At 68.5% G+C, this 19069-nt stretch carries 19 protein-coding genes and 1 tRNA gene; 12 read left to right on the top strand and 8 right to left on the bottom strand.

What is annotated here, in order from left to right:
• Window positions 1–126 precede the first annotated feature (126 nt).
• The 3 genes from AC4BAR_RS02700 to AC4BAR_RS02710 are packed head-to-tail and all read left to right on the top strand — an operon-like array spanning window position 127 to window position 2863.
• Window positions 127–1161: a methionine synthase gene (locus AC4BAR_RS02700; protein WP_490626272.1), complete on the top strand. Its 1035-nt coding sequence runs from the start codon at window positions 127–129 to the stop codon at window positions 1159–1161.
• 3 nt (window positions 1162–1164) lie between these two features.
• A complete protein-coding gene (locus AC4BAR_RS02705; protein ID WP_490626273.1) occupies window positions 1165–2337 on the top strand; it encodes a serine hydrolase domain-containing protein in 1173 nt (390 codons plus the stop codon).
• A gap of 13 nt (window positions 2338–2350) precedes the next feature.
• The gene (locus AC4BAR_RS02710; RefSeq protein ID WP_490626274.1) at window positions 2351–2863 is read left to right on the top strand and encodes a cupin domain-containing protein; all 513 of its coding nucleotides are present in this window, start codon (window positions 2351–2353) and stop codon (window positions 2861–2863) included.
• A gap of 15 nt (window positions 2864–2878) precedes the next feature.
• Here the strand turns inward: AC4BAR_RS02710 and AC4BAR_RS02715 are convergent, their stop codons facing one another.
• The gene (locus tag AC4BAR_RS02715; RefSeq protein ID WP_490626275.1) at window positions 2879–3913 is read right to left on the bottom strand and encodes an NADP-dependent oxidoreductase; all 1035 of its coding nucleotides are present in this window, start codon (window positions 3911–3913) and stop codon (window positions 2879–2881) included.
• Between the two features lie 208 nt (window positions 3914–4121).
• On the opposite strand from AC4BAR_RS02715, the gene egtB reads away from it, so the two are divergent.
• From egtB to AC4BAR_RS02735, 4 genes are all read left to right on the top strand, one after another.
• On the top strand, window positions 4122–5384 hold the full coding sequence (gene egtB / locus AC4BAR_RS02720) for an ergothioneine biosynthesis protein EgtB (RefSeq protein WP_490626276.1): 1263 nt from the start codon (window positions 4122–4124) through the stop codon (window positions 5382–5384).
• 46 nt (window positions 5385–5430) lie between these two features.
• Complete coding sequence (locus AC4BAR_RS02725) at window positions 5431–5712, top strand: DUF427 domain-containing protein (protein WP_490626277.1); 282 nt, start codon at window positions 5431–5433, stop codon at window positions 5710–5712.
• A 49-nt stretch (window positions 5713–5761) separates the two neighbouring features.
• The gene (locus AC4BAR_RS02730) at window positions 5762–6517 is read left to right on the top strand and encodes a 2OG-Fe dioxygenase family protein (protein ID WP_490626278.1); all 756 of its coding nucleotides are present in this window, start codon (window positions 5762–5764) and stop codon (window positions 6515–6517) included.
• 110 nt (window positions 6518–6627) lie between these two features.
• On the top strand, window positions 6628–7083 hold the full coding sequence (locus AC4BAR_RS02735) for a hypothetical protein (RefSeq protein WP_490626279.1): 456 nt from the start codon (window positions 6628–6630) through the stop codon (window positions 7081–7083).
• Window positions 7084–7148: 65 nt separating this feature from the next.
• On the opposite strand, the gene bktB is transcribed toward AC4BAR_RS02735, so the two are convergent.
• The 4 genes from bktB to AC4BAR_RS02755 form a co-directional block, all read right to left on the bottom strand.
• Window positions 7149–8333 carry a beta-ketothiolase BktB gene (gene bktB / locus AC4BAR_RS02740; protein WP_490626280.1) on the bottom strand — a complete coding sequence of 395 codons (1185 nt, stop codon included), beginning with the start codon at window positions 8331–8333 and terminating at the stop codon, window positions 7149–7151.
• A gap of 106 nt (window positions 8334–8439) precedes the next feature.
• Window positions 8440–9063: a dioxygenase family protein gene (locus AC4BAR_RS02745; protein WP_490626281.1), complete on the bottom strand. Its 624-nt coding sequence runs from the start codon at window positions 9061–9063 to the stop codon at window positions 8440–8442.
• A gap of 12 nt (window positions 9064–9075) precedes the next feature.
• A complete protein-coding gene (locus AC4BAR_RS02750) occupies window positions 9076–9723 on the bottom strand; it encodes an RluA family pseudouridine synthase (RefSeq protein WP_490626282.1) in 648 nt (215 codons plus the stop codon).
• A gap of 17 nt (window positions 9724–9740) precedes the next feature.
• Window positions 9741–10523: a 3-hydroxybutyrate dehydrogenase gene (locus AC4BAR_RS02755; RefSeq protein ID WP_490626283.1), complete on the bottom strand. Its 783-nt coding sequence runs from the start codon at window positions 10521–10523 to the stop codon at window positions 9741–9743.
• Between the two features lie 124 nt (window positions 10524–10647).
• Between AC4BAR_RS02755 and AC4BAR_RS02760 the strand changes: the two genes are divergently transcribed.
• From AC4BAR_RS02760 to rimO, 5 genes are all read left to right on the top strand, one after another.
• Complete coding sequence (locus AC4BAR_RS02760) at window positions 10648–11544, top strand: alpha/beta fold hydrolase (protein WP_490626284.1); 897 nt, start codon at window positions 10648–10650, stop codon at window positions 11542–11544.
• A 14-nt stretch (window positions 11545–11558) separates the two neighbouring features.
• Window positions 11559–13781 carry a RelA/SpoT family protein gene (locus tag AC4BAR_RS02765; RefSeq protein ID WP_490627176.1) on the top strand — a complete coding sequence of 741 codons (2223 nt, stop codon included), beginning with the start codon at window positions 11559–11561 and terminating at the stop codon, window positions 13779–13781.
• A 58-nt stretch (window positions 13782–13839) separates the two neighbouring features.
• Window positions 13840–13916: transfer RNA gene (locus AC4BAR_RS02770), tRNA-Val, on the top strand.
• A 199-nt stretch (window positions 13917–14115) separates the two neighbouring features.
• On the top strand, window positions 14116–14649 hold the full coding sequence (gene phaR, locus AC4BAR_RS02775; RefSeq protein WP_490626285.1) for a polyhydroxyalkanoate synthesis repressor PhaR: 534 nt from the start codon (window positions 14116–14118) through the stop codon (window positions 14647–14649).
• 48 nt (window positions 14650–14697) lie between these two features.
• On the top strand, window positions 14698–16101 hold the full coding sequence (gene rimO / locus AC4BAR_RS02780) for a 30S ribosomal protein S12 methylthiotransferase RimO (protein WP_490626286.1): 1404 nt from the start codon (window positions 14698–14700) through the stop codon (window positions 16099–16101).
• 16 nt (window positions 16102–16117) lie between these two features.
• On the opposite strand, the gene AC4BAR_RS02785 is transcribed toward rimO, so the two are convergent.
• From AC4BAR_RS02785 to AC4BAR_RS02795, 3 genes are read right to left on the bottom strand one after another with little or no spacing between them, the layout of a single operon-like run.
• Window positions 16118–16747: a response regulator gene (locus AC4BAR_RS02785; protein ID WP_490626287.1), complete on the bottom strand. Its 630-nt coding sequence runs from the start codon at window positions 16745–16747 to the stop codon at window positions 16118–16120.
• On the bottom strand, window positions 16744–18093 hold the full coding sequence (locus AC4BAR_RS02790) for an ATP-binding protein (RefSeq protein WP_490626288.1): 1350 nt from the start codon (window positions 18091–18093) through the stop codon (window positions 16744–16746). Before AC4BAR_RS02790 ends, AC4BAR_RS02785 begins: the two co-directional genes overlap by 4 nt.
• Window positions 18090–19067 (bottom strand): alpha/beta fold hydrolase, encoded by a 978-nt coding sequence (locus AC4BAR_RS02795; protein ID WP_490626289.1) that lies wholly within the window; start codon window positions 19065–19067, stop codon window positions 18090–18092. The genes AC4BAR_RS02790 and AC4BAR_RS02795 overlap by 4 nt, the downstream gene beginning before the upstream one ends.
• Between the last annotated feature and the right edge of the window lie 2 nt (window positions 19068–19069).

A 19069-nucleotide genomic window follows, 5' to 3' on the forward strand; every position in this document is an offset into this window, starting at 1 on the left:
GATGGTTTTCAACTTTTCGCGCTGGGGTTTTCCAGCGGCGTACCGGCCCCGGGCAGGCCGGGGCACAGGCCCTGCACCAAGCGCGGCAAAAACTGCCAGAATGGATTTCAAACTCCAGGAGACACCATGTTCCACACCGCGATCGCTGGCAGCCTGCCCAAGCCAGGCTGGCTGGCTGAAACCCACAAGCTGTGGCCGCAATGGAAAGCCGAGGGCGCGGCGCTCTTGGAGGCCAAGGCCGACGCCACGCTGCTGTGGCTCAAGGCGCAGGAAGACGCCGGCCTGGACATCGTGGGCGACGGCGAGCAGTCGCGCCAGCATTTTGTGCATGGCTTTCTGGAGCAGGTGGACGGCATCGACTTCGCGCACAAGGTGGAGATGGGCATCCGCAACGACCGCTACAAGGCCATGGTGCCGCAGGTGGTTGGGCCGCTGAAGCTCAAGGGCCGGGTCCATGCCTTCGAGGCCCAGCTGGCGCGGGCCCACACCCGGCGCAAACTCAAGTTCACCCTGCCCGGGCCCATGACCATCGTGGACACGGTGGCCGACCGCTTTTATGGCGACCGCGTGAAGATGGCTTTCGCCTTTGCCGAGCTGCTGAACCAGGAGGCGCTGGCCCTGCAGGCCGACGGCGTGGATATCGTGCAGTTTGACGAGCCGGCCTTCAACGTCTACATGAAGGAGGCGGCCGAATGGGGCGTGGCCGCGCTGGAGCGCGCGGCCCAGGGGCTGACCTGCACCACCGCCGTTCACATCTGCTACGGCTACGGCATCCAGGCCAACCTGGACTGGAAGAACACGCTGGGCGAGGAGTGGCGGCAGTACGAGTTGATTTTTCCGGCGCTGGCCAAAAGCAGCATCCAGCAGGTCAGCCTGGAATGTTTCCACTCCCATGTGCCGCCCGAGCTGATGAAGCTGCTGGACGGCAAGGATGTGATGGTGGGCGTGATCGACGTCGCCAGCGACGTGATCGAAACCCCCGAGCAGGTGGCCGACACGATTGCGCTGGCGCTGCACTACGTGCCCAAGCACCGGCTGATTGCCTGCACCAACTGCGGCCTGGCGCCGATGGACCGCGAGGTGGCGATGAAGAAGCTGGATGCGCTGGCCAAGGGCGCGGCGCTGGCCCGCAAGCGCCACCGCGAAGCCGCACAGGACTGAGCCATGGACCGGTTGGTGTCCCTCGACCTGGGCTTTTGCCCACAGCGCCTGGCCCGGCTGCGCCAGGTCTTCCAGGCCGAAATCGACCGGCAACGCCTGCCGGGCGCGGTGATGGCGATTGCGCGGCATGGCCAGCCGGCCTTCTTTGAGGCGCTGGGCCGGCAAGACCCGGCCAGCGGCCTGCCCATGGCGCGCGACAGCATCTTCCGCATCTACTCCATGACCAAGCCGGTGGTGTCGGTGGCGGCGCTGATGCTGATGGAGCGCGGCCAGCTGCTGCTGGGCGACCCGCTGGCCAAATGGCTGCCCGAGTTTGCCGCGATGCAGGTGGCGGTGGACGGCCCCACCGGCACGGTGCTGAAGCCGGCCCGCCAGGCCATCACCGTGCTGGACCTGCTGCGCCACACCGCCGGCTTCACCTACGAGTTTCTGGGCGACAGCCGGGTCCAGCAGCAGTACCGGCAGCGCCGCATCGCCTCGCGCGAGCGCAGCAACGCCGCTTTCACGGCCGAACTGGCCCGCATGCCGCTGCAGTTTGAGCCCGGCACGGTGTGGGCGTACAGCCGCGCCACCGACGTGCTGGGCCGGCTGGTGGAGGTGGTCAGTGGGCAGCCGCTGGGCGCCTTTTTGCAGACCGAGATTTTCGCGCCGCTGGGCATGGTGGACACCGGTTTTGCCGTGCCACCCGACCAGCAGCACCGCATCGCCGAGCCCTTTGCCAGCGACCCCGATGGCCTGCCGGCCATGCATGTGCTGGAGCCGCGCCGGGTGCCGGCCATGGAGGCCGGTGGCGGCGGGCTGATGTCCACCGCGGCCGACTACGCCCGCTTTCTGGACTGCCTGCTGGGACGGGGCGAACGCCAGGGCGTGCGGCTGCTGAGCCCGCACACGGTGGACTTCATGACGGCCGACCACCTGGGTGATTTGCCGGTGGACGGCACGCTGCTGTCGCCGGGTTATGGCTTTGGCCTGGGTGTGGCGGTACGCACCACCGCCGGCCTGGCCTCGGTGCCCGGCTCGGTGGGCCAGTACCACTGGAGCGGCATTGCCGGCACCAGCTTCTTCGTCGATCCGGTCCAAAACCTCTGGGCCCTGCTGCTGGTGCAGGCGCCCAACCAGCGCGACGAATACCGCCAGCGTTTCCGCAACCTGGTGTACGCTGCCTTGATCGATTGAGCCCCTGCCCACCATGACCCATTCACACGACCCCCACGACCACGCCCATTCGCATGACCATGGCGACGAGCCCTGGAAACACAACGGTGTGCGCGTGGTGCCCGGCAACCAGCTTGACGGCAACACCGCGCAGACGCCTGGCATGGACCGCAAGGCGGCCATCAACTTCGCCCGTGTCGGGGCCGAGAAGCTGTGGGCCGGCACGGTGACCATCCACGCCAACGCCAAGACCGGCGCCCACCACCACGGGCATCTGGAAAGCGTGATCTACGTCATCAAGGGCCGGGCCCGCATGCGCTGGGGCGACCGGCTGCAGTTCACCGCCGAGGCCGGGCCGGGTGACTTCATCTACGTGCCACCCTATGTGCCGCACCAGGAGATCAACGCCAGCCCCACCGAGGCGCTGGAATGTGTGCTGTGCCGCAGCGACGGCGAGGCGGTGGCCGTCAACCTCGACATCACGCCGGCCGAGGCGGTGGAAACCGTGTTGTGGGTGGACCCCACCCACCCGCACGGCGGGGTGTGATGGGGTGCGGGGGTCTCAGCCCTCGGCCACCTGCAGCACCAGCTTGCCGAAGTTCTCGCCGGTGAAGAGCTTGGTCAGCGCGTCGGGGAAGTTGGCCAGGCCGGGCACCACGTCCTCACGGCTCTTCATCCGGCCGTCTTTCAGGTAGCCCGCCATCTCGGCCACCGCGAGGTGGTAGCGGTCGGCGTAGTCGAACACCACGATGCCTTCCATCCGCGCGCGGTTGACCAGCAGGCTCAGGTAGTTCTTCGGCCCCTGCACCGCGCTGGTGGCGTTGTACTGGCTGATGGCGCCGCAGATGATGATGCGGGCCTTGCGGTTGATGCGGGTCAGCACCGTGTCGAGGATGTCGCCGCCCACGTTGTCGAAGTAGATGTCCACGCCATCCGGGCAATGGGCTTTCAGGCCGTCTTTCACCGCGCTCGGGCCGGCCTTGTAGTCGATGCAGGCGTCAAAGCCAAGTTCGTTCACCACCCAGTCGCATTTGGCCGCGCCGCCGGCAATGCCCACCACCCGGCAGCCCTTGATCTTGGCCAGCTGGCCCACGGTCTGGCCCACGGCGCCGGCCGCGCCCGACACCACCACGGTCTCGCCGGCTTTCGGCTGGCCCACGTCCATCAGGCCGAAGTAGCCGGTCATGCCCGGCATGCCCAGCACATTGAGCCACTGCGTCAGGCTGCCCGCGCGCAGGTCGATCTTCACCAGCCCGGCACGGCGGATCTGGTCGGCGGCAAACAGCGCGTATTCCTGCACACCCAGGCCGGCGCTCACCGTGTCTCCCACCGCGAACGCGGGGTTCTTGGACGCCACGACCACGCCCACACCACCGGCCCGCATCACCTCGCCAATGCCCACCGGCGGGATGTAGCTCTTGCCCTCGTTCATCCAGCCGCGCATCGCCGGGTCCAGCGACAGGGCCAGCGTTTTCACCAGCACACCGCCTTCGCCGGGCTGGGGCACGGGCTCGGTGGTGTGCTGCCAGTTGGCGGCAGTGGGCAGGCCGACCGGACGGGCGGCCAGGCGGATCTGGTAGTTGACGAGGTCGGTCATGGGGTTTCCTTGGAAAGGCAAAGAGGCGCGCATGTTAGCGCCGGGGGCGGGGTGGGGCGGTAGCCCAGGCGACAGCGGCCAGGTGGCGCAGGGCATCGCGCGGCGAGGGCGGCTGTGCTGTAATGAATTGGCCTGCCATTCGACCCATGCGGGCGCCCTGGCATTTTTCTTTGGCGCTGTTGTTGACCCATCCGGAGACCGTCGCCCTGTGCCCACCGCTGTCCTGACCCCCGATGCCCTTGCCGACACCCAGGAGGCGCGGGCGCGGCTGGCCCGGCACTTTGAGGCGGTGCGCCGCGAGAGCCTGGCGCGGGCTGCGCCGCTGTCGGCCGAAGACCAGTGTGTGCAGTCCATGCCCGACGCCAGCCCGATCAAATGGCATCTGGCCCACACCAGCTGGTTTTTCGAGGCGGTGCTGCTGCAGCCCCACCAGCCCGGCTACCAGCCCTTCGACGCCCGCTACTTCTACCTGTTCAACAGCTACTACGAGACGCTGGGCCCGCGCCATCCGCGTTCGCAGCGTGGTCTGCTGACCCGGCCGCCGCTGGACCACATCCACGCCTACCGCGCCCATGTGGACGCGGCCATGACCGCCTTCATGGCCGGCTGCAGCGAGGCGGTGTGGCGGGTGGCCGAGCCGCTGGTGGTGCTGGGCCTGCACCACGAGCAGCAGCACCAGGAGCTGATGCTGACCGACCTGTTGCACCTGCTGTGGTGCAACCCGCTGCTGCCGGCCTACCGGTCCGGCCCGCCGCCGCGCCACAGCCCCACACCGCTGGGCTGGGTCGCGCATGCGGGTGGCCAGGCCCGCGTGGGCCATGGGGGTGAGGGATTTGCCTTTGACAACGAGGGCCCGGCCCATGCGGTGCTGCTGGCGCCGTTTGCCATGGCCGACCGCCTGGTGAGCTGCGGTGACTACGCGGCCTTTGTGGCCGACGGTGGCTACCGCCGGCCCGATCTGTGGCTGTCCGACGGCTGGGCCCAGGTGTTGGCCCAGGGCTGGCAGGCGCCGGCCTACTGGCTGAGCCCGGACGACCCGCGCCTGCCGGGCGCGATGGCCGTGCCGGCCGACGGCTGGACGGTGTTTGGCCTGCACGGCCTGCAGCCGCTGGACCCGGCCGCGCCGGTGGCGCAGCTCAGTTTTTACGAGGCCTGTGCCTATGCCGAATGGGCCGGCGCCCGGCTGCCGACCGAGTTCGAATGGGAGGTGGCGGCCCGCGCGCCCGGCCTGCGACAGCTCAGCGGCGCGGTCTGGCAATGGACCCGTTCGTCCTACGACCCCTACCCCGGCTTCCAGCCCCACCCCGGCGCGGTGGGCGAGTACAACGGCAAGTTCATGGTTGGCCAGCAGGTCCTGCGCGGCGGCAGCGAGGCCACGCCGGCCGGCCACAGCCGGCCCAGCTACCGCAATTTCTTTCCGCCGGCGGCGCGCTGGCAGTTCTCCGGCCTGCGGCTGGCCAAAGCGGCCTGAAGGGCTTGGCCCGACAATGGGCCACCAACATGCCGAGGACACCGCAATGAAAGCCACCTGGAACGGCGCCGTGATCGCCGAGAGCGACGACACCGTGGTGCTGGAAGGCAACCACTACTTTCCCGAGAGCGCACTGAACCGCGAGCACGTGAGCTTCAGCAACCACAAGACCACCTGCGCCTGGAAGGGCCAGGCCAGCTACTACTCGCTGCTGGTCAATGGCGAGCTGAACACCGACGCCGCCTGGTACTACGCCGACCCCAAGCCCGAGGCCGAGGAAATCCGCGGCAGGGTGGCCTTCTGGAAGGGCGTGAAGATCGAGCCCTGAGCTGGGGCGGGCGCCAGCCCCGAGCGGGGCGGCGGGTTAAGCTTGGGGCATGCCTTCTGCCCCGTTCACTCCCTTGTTCAACCTGCCCGAGCAGGCGCTGCCCGCGCTGCAGGGCCGTGGCTACGCGGTGCTGGCACCGCAGGGCGTGGCCCAGCTGGCCGGTGGCCCGGACGCCTTGCCGGCGCTGAACGGCTTGCGCAGCGACTGGGACGACCTGCCGCCCGACGCCCACCTGAAAGACGGCGGCCGTTACCGCCGCCGCCGCCACACCTGTTTCACCGTGAGTGTGGACGCGGCCCAGACCGTGCCGCACCGTGCCCACTGGCAACCGGTGGCCTACAACGCCTTGCACGGCGGCATGGCCCGCTGGTTCGAGCCCATGCGGGCCGCCACCTGTGCCCAGCCGGCCTGGCTGAGGCTGTTGCGCGGCCTGGCCGGCGTGTTCGACGAGGCCTCGGCCAGCCGCAGCACCTGGTTTGTCGAGGCCCACCAGTTCCGCATCGACACCGAAGGTGGCATCGGCCGGCCCACGCCCGAGGGTGCGCACCGCGACGGGGTGGACTATGTGGCGGTGTTCCTGGTCGACCGGCAGGGGGTCAAGGGCGGTGAAACCCGGGTCTTTGAAGCCGACGGGCCCAACGGCCAGCGCTTCACGCTGACCGAGCCCTGGTCGGCGCTGCTGCTGGACGACGCCCGGGTGATCCACGAGTCCACCCCCATCCAGCCGCTGAGCCCCGCTGGCGGCCACCGCGACACCCTGGTGCTGACCTACCGCCGCGGCGGCTTCCAGGATCAGCAGGCCTGAAGCTGGCCTGAATGCGGGGGTCTTGTTACAAATTGGGCCGGATCTTTGTCGGTGCTTTGCCCGGCTGAGGCGTTAAACAGGATGAAATACAAGGACTCAGGAGCAAAACCATGAAATCACGCGCCATCCAACTCATCGCTGCCGCCGCCATTGGCCTCGGCGCGCTGGCCGCTGCACCCGCCCAGGCGGGCGACGCCTACATCAATGCCACCGTCGGCGGCGTCTTCGCCCCCGGCGTCTATGGCCAGGTGCAGATCGGCAACAACCCGCCGCCGCCGCTGCTCTACGCCCAGCCGGTGGTCATCTCGCGTGGGCCCGCCTACGTGGCCGAGCCGCTGTACCTGTATGTGCCACCGGGCCATGCCAAGCATTGGGGCAAACACTGCGCGCGTTACAACGCCTGCGGCCGCCCGGTGTACTTCGTGCGTGCCGACCAGAGCAACCGCTGGTGGGAGCGGGGTGACGGTCGGGGCTACCGCGATGACGACCGTGGCCGTGGCGGCCGTGGTGACCGTGACGACGACCACGGTGGCGGCAAGCACGGCAAGCATGGCAAGGGCCATTGAGTCCCCAGCCCAGGCCCACAAAAAAGCCCGCAGTCTGCGGGCTTTTTTGCGTCCGGTGCGCCGGCTTACAGGCGTTCGAAAATCGCCGCGATGCCTTGGCCACCGCCGATGCACATGGTCACCAGCGCGTAGCGGCCCTGGATGCGTTCCAGTTCGTACAGCGCCTTCACGGTGATGATGGCGCCGGTGGCACCGATGGGGTGGCCCAGCGAGATGCCCGAACCGTTGGGGTTGACCTTGGCCGGGTCCAGACCGAGGTCGCGGGTCACCGCACAGGCTTGGGCGGCAAAGGCCTCGTTGGCCTCGATCACGTCCAGATCGGCCACCGTCAGACCGGCCTTCTTCAGCGCGGCCTGGGTGGCGGGCACCGGGCCGATGCCCATGTACTTGGGGTCCACACCGGCGTGGGCATAGGCCACCAGCCGGGCCATGGGCTTGAGGCCACGGGCTTTGGCGGTGCCCGCTTCCATCAGCACCACCGCGGCGGCGGCGTCGTTGATGCCAGAGGCATTGCCGGCGGTCACGGTGCCGTTTTCCTTGGCGAACACCGGCTTGAGCTTGGCGAAGTCCTCGGCCTTGGCGCCGATGCGCACATGCTCGTCGGTCAGGTAAGGCGTGTCACCCTTTTTGCTTTTGAGCATGACCGGGACGATCTGGTCTTTGAACAGGCCGGCGGCGGTGGCGCGCTCGGCGCGGTGGTGGCTTTCCAGCGCCAGCGCGTCCTGGTCGTCGCGGCTGATGCCCCATTTGCCGGCGATGTTCTCGGCGGTCACGCCCATGTGGATTGTGTGGAAGGGGTCGTGCAGCGCGCCGATCATCATGTCGGTCATCTTGGTGTCACCCATGCGGGCGCCCCAGCGCATGTTGAGGCTGGCAAAAGGCGCGCGGCTCATGTTCTCGGCACCGCCACCGATGGCGATGTCGGCGTCGCCCAGCAGAATCGACTGGCTGGCGTTGACGATGGCCTGCAGGCCGGAGCCACACAGCCGGTTGACGTTGTAGGCCGGCGTGCTCTGGGCACAGCCGCCGTTGATCGCGGCCACGCGCGACAAATACATGTCCTTGGGCTCGGTGTTGACCACATGGCCGAAGACCACATGACCGACGTCTTCACCGCTGACCTGGGCGCGGGCCAGCGACTCGCGGACCACCAGTGCACCCAGTTCGGTGGGCGGGATGTCTTTCAGGCTGCCACCAAAGGTACCGATGGCGGTGCGAACACCGCTGACCACAACAACTTCACGACTCATCGTTCTCTCCTGCTCGGTTGGGGGCCGGAAACGCTTCCGGGCTCGAAACATTGTCGCCCAGCGGGCCGGGGGGCTGCTGCCACCTGCGTGACGGGGGCGGCGCTGTTCAGGCCCGCACCACCAGCGGCAGTGTGGCCCGCAGGCCGTCGCTGCCGGCCACGAACGGGCGGGTGAGCGCAGCGCGCTCCGGCTCTGACAGGCTGCGCCAGAGAAAGTCGCGGGCATTGCCGGGGTCGCCGGCCACGTAGAGCTGGGTGGTCAGCAGGCTGCGCGGGCCCAGCCGCACCTTCACATGGATGTGCGGCGTGCGGCCGGCATAGGCGGCCGGGCGCAGCGTGCGGAAGCGGTAGCGGCCGTCGCGGTCCACCAGGGCCCGGCCAAAGCCCTGGAAGGCCGGGTCGGCCTGGCCGCCGTCGCCAGGGTGGTGGTAGTGCCCGGCCTGGTCGCATTGCCAGATTTCGACCTGTGCGCCGCGCAACGGCCGCCCCTGGGTGTCGGTGACCACACCGTCCAGCCAGACCGGCTGGCCCTGGGTGTAGCGCAGCGCGCCGTTGTGCAGCAGGTCGGCGTCGCTGTCGGCGGGCAGCGTCACCGGGTAAAACGGGCCCTCGGTTTGCGCTGGCGTCGGCTGCAGCGGCAGCGTGGGCTGGGCCCGCACGCCGGTCCAAACCGCGGGCGCACAGACCAGGGCGGTGAGCAGGCGGCGGCGCAGTGGGGAGGAATCGGCCATGCGGTGATGGTCTCAGAACGGTGGCGGGCTGGCAAACGCCTGCGGGCCGCCATGGTCGGGGTGGGGCAATTGCAGCGCGCAGGCGTGCAGCAGCAGCCGGGGCGCTGCCGCCTGGCTGGCCGGCGTGCCGTAGAGCGCATCGCCCAGGATGGGGTGGCCGATGGCCTGCAGGTGCAGCCGCAGCTGGTGGGTGCGGCCAGTGAGCGGCTGCAACGCCAGCCGGCTGTGGCCCTCCGCCGTGTGGCCCAGCAGCCGCCAGCGGGTGCGGCTGGGTTTGCCCTCGCGGGCAATTTTCTGCATGGGGCGGTTCGGCCAGTCGGCCATCATGGGCAGGTCAATCTCGCCCCAGCCGTCGGCGCTGTCGGGCGGTGCCAGCTGGCCGGCCACCACCGCCTCGTAGGTCTTGTGCACCGCCTGGCTGGCAAAGGCAATGTTCAGTGCGCGTTGGGCGTCTGGCCTGCGCGCCATCACCCACAGGCCGGAGGTGGCCATGTCCAGCCGGTGCACCACCAGCGCCTCGGGGTGGGCGGCCAACACCCGGCTGGCCAGGCAGTCCTGTTTGTCGGGGCCGCGGCCAGGCACCGACAGCAGGCCGGCCGGCTTGTCCAGCACCAGCAGGGCCGCGTCGGCGTGCAGCAGGGTGAAGCCGCCCGGGATCACCGGGCTGGGGACGGGGCTTATTGCGCGGTCCAGCCGCCGTCGACCTGCCAGGCCACGCCGCGCACGTTGTTGGCGGCCGGCGAACACAGGAACACCGCCAGCTCACCCAGTTCTTCGGGCGTGGTGAACTGCAACGAGGGCTGCTTTTCGCCCAGCAACTCCTTGGTGGCTTCTTCGTTGGTCTGGCCGTTGGCGGCGGCGCGGGCGTCGACCTGTTTTTGCACCAGCGGGGTCAGCACCCAGCCCGGGCAGATGGCGTTGCTGGTGACGCCGGTGGTGGCGGTTTCCAGCGCCACCGACTTGGTGAAACCGACGATGCCGTGTTTGGACGCCACATAGGCCGATTTCTGCGCCGAGGCCACCAGGCCATGGGCCGAGGCCACGTTGATGATGCGGCCCCAGTTGGCGGCCTTCATGGCGGGCATGGCCAGCCGGGTGGTGTGGAAGGCGCTGCTGAGGTTGATGGCGATGATGGCGTCCCACTTCTCGGCCGGGAAGTCTTCCACGTTGGCCACATGCTGGATGCCGGCGTTGTTGACCAGGATGTCGACCCGGCCAAAGCGGGCTGCGGCCTGGGTCATCATGTCGGCGATCTCGGCCGGCTTGCTCATGTCGGCGCCATGGTGGATCGCCTGCACACCCAATGCCTGCACCTCGGCCAGCGGGCCGGCCGAGTCGCCAAAACCGTTCAGCACGATGTTCGCGCCCTGGCGGGCCAGGCTTTTGGCAATGCCCAGACCGATGCCGCTGGTGGAGCCGGTGACGAGGGCGGTTTTGCCTTGCAGGGGGAGGGTGGACATGGGGTTCTCCGGATGAATTACGATGCAATGGCCTCATTATCAAGGTCTGGTGTGGCGGTGCAGGCACTGTCCTGAATCGCCCCTGGCCCCGCTGCCACGCACCGCTGTTGTTCCCGCTGCCCCCATGACCCAACCCACCCTGAACCACGTCCATTGCCCCGATGCCCAGGGCGGCCACCGCATGGCCTACTGGGAGTGGAACGCCACCGGCAACCCAATCCACCCGCACGTGGTGGTGTGTGTGCACGGCCTGTCGCGCCAGGGCCGCGATTTCGACACGCTGGCCCGCGCGCTGTGTGGCCAGGTCCGGGTGGTGGCGGTGGACGTGGCTGGCCGTGGCCAGAGCGACTGGCTCAAAGACCCCGCCAGCTACCAGGTGCCACAGTACGCGGCCGACATGCTGGCCCTGCTGGCGCAGCTGAAACCCGGCACGCTGGACTGGGTGGGCACCAGCATGGGCGGGCTGATCGGCATGGCGGTCTGCGGCACGCCGGGGCTTGCCTTGCCGGTCCCCGTGCGCAAATTGGTGCTCAACGACGTGGGCCCGGTGCTGCAGCTGGAGGCCTTGCAGCGCATCGGCACCTACATCGGCAAGACCGGCCAGTTCGCCACCGTGCAGCAGGCGGCCGATGCGCTGTGGGCCATCTCGCAGAGCTTTGGGCCGCACACGCCGGCCCAGTGGCTGGCCTTGTCCGAGCCCATGGTGAAGCCGCGCGACGGTGGCTTCACGCTGCACTACGACCCCGCCATTGGCGAGGCCTTCCGCCACATCACCGCCGAGGCCACCGCCGCCAGCGAGGCCGCGCTGTGGCAGCTCTATGACCACATCAGCGCCGAGACCCTGGTGACCCGGGGTGCGCAATCCGATCTGCTGTCGGCCGCCACCGCCCAGGCCATGGCCCAGCGCGGCCCCAAGGCCCGCGTGGTGGAGTTCGCCGGCGTGGGCCATGCACCCACTTTTGTGGCCGATGACCAGGTGGCGGTGGTGCGCGACTTCCTGCTGGGCCCGCAGGCCCGTTGAACCGGGGCGAATGGATGAAGAGCCAGGCCGCTGACGCCGCTGCCGGGGCGCCCCGCCAGGCGCTGCCCGAGCTGATTGCCGCCACTGCGCAGATGCCGGCCCAGCCCGATGTGCGGCTGCGTGCCCGCGCCTTTGCCGAGCCGCTGATGGCCAGCGAGATGCTGGACACCGGCGAGAACACCCTGGCCCATGCCGACGCGGTGGCCGAGATCGTCGGCGCCATCGGCGGCTCCGAGGCCATGCAGGCCGCCAGCTACCTGGTGCACGCCTGTGAGCACCTGAACCGGCCGGCCGAGGTGATTGGCAAGGCCTTTGGCGAGACCTTCGCCGCGCTGGCGGTGGAAACCACCCAGTTGATGGCGCTGCAACGCCATGCCCGCGAGACCCAGAGCCTGGCCGCGCAGGGTGCTGCGGCGCAGACCGAGAACGTGCGCAAGATGCTGCTGGCCTTCTCGCGCGACCTGCGGGTGGTGATGCTGCGGCTGGCCTCGCGGCTGCAAACCCTGCGCCACTACGCCGCCACCCGGTTGCCAGTGCCACCCAGCCTGGCCAGGGAGGCGCTGGAGGTGTTCGCGCCGCTGGCCAACCGCTTGGGCATCTGGCAGATCAAGTGGGAAATGGAAGACCTGGCCTTCCGCTTTCTGGAGCCCGACACCTACCGCCAGGTGGCCAATCTGCTGGACGAAAAGCGGGTCGAGCGCGAGGCCTATGTGGAGCAGCTGCGCCTGCGGCTGGCCCAGGAGCTCAAGGCCCAGGGCATTGCCGCCACCGTGCAGGGTCGGCCCAAACACATTTACAGCATCGTGAAAAAGATGCGGGGCAAGTCGCTGGGCTTCGAGCAGGTGTTCGACATCCGCGCGCTGCGTGTGGTGGTGCCCGAGGTGCGTGATTGTTATGCCGCGCTGAGCTGGGTGCATGCGCAGTTCGTGCCGGTGACCGACGAGTTCGACGACTACATCGCCCGGCCCAAACCCAACGGCTACCAGTCACTGCACACCGTGGTGCGCGACGCCGCCGGCCAGGCCATCGAGGTGCAGATCCGCACCCAGGCCATGCACGACCATGCCGAGCATGGCGTGGCCGCCCACTGGGCCTACAAGGAGGCCGGTGCCAAGGGCTATGGCGGGGTGAGTGCCTCCGGGGCTTACGACGCCAAGATCGCGGTGCTACGCCAGCTGCTGGCCTGGGAGCGCGACCTGTCCGGCCACGCCCGCCAGCAAGGGCTGTTTGACGACCGCATCTACGTGCTGACGCCCGATGCCGCCATCGTGGAGCTGCCGCAGGGTGCCACGCCGGTGGACTTTGCCTACAGCGTGCACACCAACCTGGGCCACCGCTGCCGCGGCGCCCGGGTCGATGGTGTGATGGTGCCGCTGAACACGGCATTGCAGAACGGCCAGACGGTGGAGGTCATCGCCATCAAGGAGGGCGGGCCGTCACGCGACTGGTTGAACGCCGAGCTGGGCTTTCTGGCCAGCCCGCGGGCCCGCGCCAAGGTGCGGGCCTGGTTCAATGCGCTGCAGCAGCACGAGACCGTGGCCCGCGGCCGCGAGGCGGTGGAAAAGCTGCTGCAGCGCGAGGGCAAGACGGCGGTCAAGCTCGACGACCTGGCCTCGCAGCTGGGCTTCAAGTCGGCCGACGATTTGTTCCATGTGGTCGGCAAGGACGAGTTTTCGCTGCGCAACATCGAGGCGGTGCTGCGGCCGGCCGAGCCGCCGCTGCCGCAGGACGAGTACCTGCGGCTCAAGGCGCTGCGCCCGTCCAGCAAATCGGCCGACCAGAGCGGCAAGGGCGGCGTGCTGGTGGTGGGCATCGACTCGCTGATGACCCAGCTGGCCAAATGCTGCAAGCCGGCGCCGCCGGACGACATCCTGGGTTTTGTCACGCGCGGCAAAGGCGTCAGCGTGCACCGCTCGGACTGCAGCAATTTCCGCGAGATGGCGGCGCGCAATGGCGAGCGTGTGATCGAGGTGCAGTGGGGCGCGCCCAAGTCGGATGCGGCGGCGGTCTACCCGGTCGACGTGATGGTGGAAGCGGCCGACCGCCAAGGCCTGCTGCGCGACATTTCCGAGGTTTTTGCCAAGGAAAAGATGAACGTCATCGGTGTGCAAACCCAGTCGGTCAAAGGCACGGCCTGGATGACCTTCACCGTGGAGGTGGCCGATTCCGGTCGCCTGGCCCGGGTTATGGGCCATGTGAACGACGTGGCCGGCGTGCGCACCACGCGCCGCCGTTGAGTGGCGGGCCAAAAGGGCCCCGGAGTGCTGCTATACTTGCGGGCTCGAATGCATCCTTAGGCGCGTAGCTCAGCTGGTTAGAGCACCACCTTGACATGGTGGGGGTCGTTGGTTCGAGTCCAATCGCGCCTACCAAATTTGAAGCCTCGGTTTCCCAACGGAACCGGGGCTTTTCAGTTTCTGGCGTCTGCACGCCAAGCCTGTTGTCCTGCTGGTTAACCTGTTCACCGTCAGGGTATACCTAGGGCGCTAGCCCCAAGCCAATTTCCTAGAATGTGTTGCAGTGCAATATGCCTGCAGGGCATCTGCGTTTGAACCATTCAGGAGATTTGCCGTGGCCACCAAAAAGGTCGACAGCACTGCCGACCAGCAGCGTGTCATCAAGAAGTACCCCAACCGGCGTCTGTACGACACGGCCACCTCGTCCTACATCACCTTGCAAGAGGTCAAGCAGCTGGTGATGGACACCAAGCCCTTTGTGGTGCGCGACGCCAAGTCGGGCGACGACCTGACGCGCAGCATCCTGCTGCAAATCATCCTGGAAGAAGAGGCCGGTGGCGCACCCATGTTCACCGAGGCGGTGCTGGGCAACATCATCCGTTTCTACGGCCATGCGATGCAGAGCTTCATGGGGCCCTATCTGGAAAACAGCGTGCAGGCCATGATGGACATCCAGCTCAAGCTGGCCGAGCAGTCCAAGGGGCTGACGCCGGAGATGTGGGCCAAGTACCTGAGCCCCAAGTCGCCGGCCATGGAAGGCATGCTGGGCACCTACGCCGAGCAGTCCAAGGGGCTGTTTGTGCAGATGCAGGAGCAGATGCAAAAGCAGGCCGAGCAGATGTTTGGCGCCTTCGGCCTGAAGCGCTGAGGGCGGGCCCCGCCCGGGGGTGTTCCCAATTGCTGGGACAATAGGGGCATGAGCGACACCACCACGCCGGCACCGGCCGGCAATGCCACCCCCCGGGTGGGCTTCGTCAGCTTGGGCTGCCCCAAGGCACTGACCGACTCCGAACTGATCCTCACGCAACTCAGCGCCGAGGGTTACCAGACCAGCAAGACCTTCGAGGGCGCCGACCTGGTGATCGTCAACACCTGCGGCTTCATTGACGACGCGGTGCGTGAAAGCCTGGACACCATTGGCGAGGCGCTGGCCGAAAACGGCCGTGTCATCGTCACCGGCTGCCTGGGCGCCAAGGCGGGCGAGGGCGGTGGCAACCTGGTCAAGCAGATGCACCCCAGCGTGCTGGCCGTGACCGGCCCACACGCCACCCAGGAGGTGATGGACGCGGTGCACGCCAACCTGCCCAAGCCGCACGACCCCTTCATCGACCTGGTGCCCAACAGCTTTGGCGTGGCCGGCGTCAAGCTCACGCCGCGCCACTACGCCTACCTGAAGATCAGCGAGGGCTGCAACCACCGCTGCACCTTCTGCATCATCCCGTCGATGCGCGGCGACCTGGTCAGCCGGCCGATTGGCGATGTGCTGAGCGAAGCCCGCGCGCTGCTCGAAGGCGGGGTCAAAGAGCTGCTGGTGATCAGCCAGGACACCTCGGCCTATGGTGTGGACGTGAAATACCGCACCGGTTTCTGGGATGGCAAGCCAGTCAAGACCCGCATGCTGGAGCTGGTGCAGACCCTGGGCGAACTGGCCGAGCCTTATGGCGCCTGGGTGCGGCTGCACTACGTCTATCCCTACCCCTCGGTGGACGAGGTGATTCCCTTGATGGCCACCGGCAAGGTGCTGCCCTACCTGGACGTGCCCTTCCAGCACAGCCACCCCGATGTGCTGCGCCGCATGAAGCGCCCGGCCAGCGGCGAGAAAAACCTGGAACGCATCGCTCGCTGGCGCGAGGCCTGCCCCGAGATTGTCATCCGCTCGACCTTCATTGCCGGTTTCCCCGGCGAGACCGAGGCCGAGTTCGACGACCTGCTGGCCTTTGTGAAGGAAGCGCAGATCGACCGCGCCGGCTGTTTTGCCTACAGCCCGGTGCAGGGTGCGCTGGCCAACGAGATCCCCGGCATGTTGCCGGCCGAGCTGCGCGAGGAGCGCCGGGCCCGGTTCATGGCGGTGGCCGAGGCGGTGTCGGTGGCCAAATTGCAACGCCGCGTGGGCGCCAACATGCAGGTGCTGGTGGACTCGGCGCCGGCCCTGGGCCGCAAGGGCGGCGTGGGCCGCACCTATGCCGACGCGCCGGAGATCGACGGCACGGTCAAGCTGCTGCCGCCGGAAAAAATCAGCAAGACCCTGAAGGTGGGTGAATTCACCCGCGCCCGCATCGTCGGTGTGCAAGGCCACGACCTGCTGGCCGTGCCCATCTGAGCCACGGCGCTGCCGCTCAGGGCTGGATCAGCCCCCAGCGCAGCGCAATCAGCGTCAGCTCGGCCTGGTTGGAGGCGCTGAGCTTTTGCTTGATGTTGTACAGGTGGGTGCCCACCGTGCTGCTGGCCAGCTTCAGGTGTTCGGCGATCTGCGCCACCGTCAGGCCCTGGGCCAGTTGCAGAAACACCGCAAATTCGCGCTCGCTCAGCATGTCGGCCGGGCTGGCCTCGCCCTCGATCTGCGCAATCGCCAGCTTCTGCGCCATCTGCGCGTCCACATAGCGCCGCCCGGCGGCCACCACCCGCACCGCGTCGATCAAGGCGTCCGGTGCGCCGCGTTTGGAGAGGTAACCCAGGGCGCCGGCTTTCAGCGCCCGCTGCGGGTAGGCCGTGGCCTCGTGGGCCGACAACACCAGCACCCTGGCCTTGCTGTCGTGCGCCAGCAGGCGGCGCAAGGCCTCCAGCCCGCCCATGCCGGGCATGGACAAGTCCATCACCACCACGTCGGGCCGCACCTGGGCGTAGTCCTGGCAGGCCTGTTCGCCGCTGGCGGCCTCGGCCACCACCTCGATGTCGGGTGTGCCCAGCAGCATGCGAAAGCCCATGCGCACGATGGCATGGTCATCGACCAGCATCACCCGGATCATGCGGACGCTCCCACTGGCAAGGCCATGTGCAGCCGTGCGCCCTGGGGTTCGGCGTTGGCAATCGTCAGCTTGCCGCCCAGGCTTTCCACACGCTCGTGCAGCCAGCGCAGGCCGAAATGCCCGGACTGCCGCCAGTCACCCTGCAGGCCGCTGCCGTTGTCCTGCACCGTGACGTCCAGCGCGTCCTGCTGGCCGCCCACGGTGACGGTGACCTCGGTCGCATGGCCGTGCCGCAAGGCGTTGGTCAGTCCCTCCTGCACCACCCGGTAGGCGGCCATGGCGGCCTCGTCGGCCAGCGGGTCGGGGATGGGCGACATCGCCAGCGTGATGCGGGCGTCCGGGTGGGCGGCCTCCACCCGGTCCAGCAGGTCGCGCAGCGCGTCGGCCAGGCCCAGCTGGTCGAGCGCCATCGGCGCCAGGCGGGGAATCATGCCGTGCATGTGGTCGTACAGCCGACCGGCTTCTTCGCTGATGACGCGGGCGGCCTGGGCGGTGGCGGCGTCCGAGGCGTCGCAGCGCCGCGCCACCGAGGTGGCCAGGCTGCGGATGGCGGTGACCGACTGGCCCAGTTCGTCGTGCAGCACCCGGGCGATCTCGCGCCGCTCGGCTTCCACATGGGCCTCGATCAGGCGGGAGAGCTCGCGCGAATCGGAGAGCTGGCGTTCGGCCTCGAAGGCCCGCTGGCGGGCGTCGATGTTGTCTTTCAGCACCGCCGTCATGCGGTTGAAGGCGGCACCGATTTCGGCCGCTTCCTTGCCCGGCAACGGGGGCAGGACGACGCTGAAGTCACCGGCCTGCAGGCGGTGCAGGGCGTCGACGATCTGATGGAAGGGGCGCAGCGCCCGCCCCATGGCCCAGAACACCAGCAGGTTGATGACCAGCAGCGCGGCGGTGCCGGCCGCGGTCAGGCGCAGCAGGTCGTCCCAGCCGTCGAGGATGGCGCGCGAGGGGTTGGCGTCGATGGTCAGCTGGCCACGAGGCAGGGAAATGACCTGCCGGGCCGAGGCCGGCAGCAGCAGCGATTGGAACCATTCCGGCGCTTCGCGGCCGGCCTTGTAGGCCGAGCGGGGGGACCGGTACAAGACCTTGCCGTCGGTGTCGGTCAACGTGATGTCGTTGGCCCGCACCCGGCCCAGCTGTTCCAGAAACTGCACCAGCGTGGGCATGCCGTCCATCGCGTAGACCCAGCCCACGCGCTTGAGCAGCTGGGCCGCCACCACATTGGCCGCCGCCACTTCCTCGCGCACCGAGCGGCGCAGGCCGTCGATCTGCAGGCCGATGATGGTCAGCACCAGCGAGCTGATGACGGCCACCATGATCAGGTTGATCTTCAGGCGCAAGCTCATGGCGGGTCTCCACAGCCCGCGAAGTGCTGCTGCCGGGCGAATTGCTGCAATGCCAGGGTCATGGCCTCCATCATGGCAGGATGAAACGGGTGGTGGCCGGCGCCTGCCACGCCTCGCCACAGGCCGGTTTGGCTGGCCCGCCAGGCGGCCTGGGCGGCAGCGGGGCGGCAGACCTGGTCGTTCTCGCCGTGCAGCAGCAACAGCGGCGTGCTGGTCAGCTGGGCACAGGCTTGCGCCACCCCCTGGTCACCCAGCCAGCACTGGTGTTGCAGGTAATGGGTTTGCACCCGGTAGCGGTCGCTGGCCAGGGCCAGGTCGGAGGGGGTCAGGGCGGGGGCGTCGGGGCTGTCTCCCAGCGTTTGTTCCCAGCTCAGCCAGGCGCGGGCCACCGCGTGCTGCAGGGCCGGGTCGCCTTCGGTGAACACATGGGCCAGCCAGGGCAGCAGATCCTGCTGCTGGTGGGCTGGCGCAAGGCCGGCCCAAGCCTGCCAGGCCGCGGGGTGCAACGAAGCGGCACCCTGGAAAAACCAATCGATCTCGGCCAGGGACGGCACAAACAGGCCACGCAGCAGCAGGCCGCTCACCGCCTGTGGATGCTGTACGGCGTAGGCAGTGGCCAAGGTGGCGCCCCAGGAACCGCCCACCACCAGCCAGTGGGCAACGCCCAGGGCGGTGCGCAAGGCCTCGATGTCGGCCATCAGGTGGGCCAGGGTGTTGTGTGAGGTGGTGCCACGCGGCAGGCTCTGGCCACAGCCGCGCTGGTCGAAGGACACCACCCGGTAGGGCCCGGCCTGCGCCACCAGGTCACACAGCCGGGGGGAGCTGGCCGAGCCCGGGCCGCCGTGCAACACCAGCACTGGCAGGCCATCCGTTGGCCCCTGGGCCTGCCAGTGCATCCGGTGGCCGTCAGTCAACGGCAGCAGGCCGGGGGTGGCATTGGCCTGGGGACGGGGCTGGGGGGCGGGGGTGGCCATGG

Source organism: Rhodoferax sp. SPJ4, from assembly GCF_058216275.1.

Excerpts from the sequence above, each read along its gene's own strand:
- AC4BAR_RS02700 (WP_490626272.1), top strand. The coding sequence starts at position 127 with ATGTTCCACACCGCGATCGCTGGCAGCCTGCCCAAGCCAGGCTGGCTG.
- AC4BAR_RS02705 (WP_490626273.1), top strand. The coding sequence starts at position 1,165 with ATGGACCGGTTGGTGTCCCTCGACCTGGGCTTTTGCCCACAGCGCCTG.
- AC4BAR_RS02710 (WP_490626274.1), top strand. The coding sequence starts at position 2,351 with ATGACCCATTCACACGACCCCCACGACCACGCCCATTCGCATGACCAT.
- AC4BAR_RS02715 (WP_490626275.1), bottom strand. The coding sequence starts at position 3,913 with ATGACCGACCTCGTCAACTACCAGATCCGCCTGGCCGCCCGTCCGGTC.
- AC4BAR_RS02725 (WP_490626277.1), top strand. The coding sequence starts at position 5,431 with ATGAAAGCCACCTGGAACGGCGCCGTGATCGCCGAGAGCGACGACACC.
- AC4BAR_RS02730 (WP_490626278.1), top strand. The coding sequence starts at position 5,762 with ATGCCTTCTGCCCCGTTCACTCCCTTGTTCAACCTGCCCGAGCAGGCG.
- AC4BAR_RS02735 (WP_490626279.1), top strand. The coding sequence starts at position 6,628 with ATGAAATCACGCGCCATCCAACTCATCGCTGCCGCCGCCATTGGCCTC.
- bktB (WP_490626280.1), bottom strand. The coding sequence starts at position 8,333 with ATGAGTCGTGAAGTTGTTGTGGTCAGCGGTGTTCGCACCGCCATCGGT.
- AC4BAR_RS02745 (WP_490626281.1), bottom strand. The coding sequence starts at position 9,063 with ATGGCCGATTCCTCCCCACTGCGCCGCCGCCTGCTCACCGCCCTGGTC.
- AC4BAR_RS02755 (WP_490626283.1), bottom strand. The coding sequence starts at position 10,523 with ATGTCCACCCTCCCCCTGCAAGGCAAAACCGCCCTCGTCACCGGCTCC.
- AC4BAR_RS02760 (WP_490626284.1), top strand. The coding sequence starts at position 10,648 with ATGACCCAACCCACCCTGAACCACGTCCATTGCCCCGATGCCCAGGGC.
- AC4BAR_RS02765 (WP_490627176.1), top strand. The coding sequence starts at position 11,559 with ATGAAGAGCCAGGCCGCTGACGCCGCTGCCGGGGCGCCCCGCCAGGCG.
- rimO (WP_490626286.1), top strand. The coding sequence starts at position 14,698 with ATGAGCGACACCACCACGCCGGCACCGGCCGGCAATGCCACCCCCCGG.
- AC4BAR_RS02785 (WP_490626287.1), bottom strand. The coding sequence starts at position 16,747 with ATGATCCGGGTGATGCTGGTCGATGACCATGCCATCGTGCGCATGGGC.
- AC4BAR_RS02790 (WP_490626288.1), bottom strand. The coding sequence starts at position 18,093 with ATGAGCTTGCGCCTGAAGATCAACCTGATCATGGTGGCCGTCATCAGC.
- AC4BAR_RS02795 (WP_490626289.1), bottom strand. The coding sequence starts at position 19,067 with ATGGCCACCCCCGCCCCCCAGCCCCGTCCCCAGGCCAATGCCACCCCC.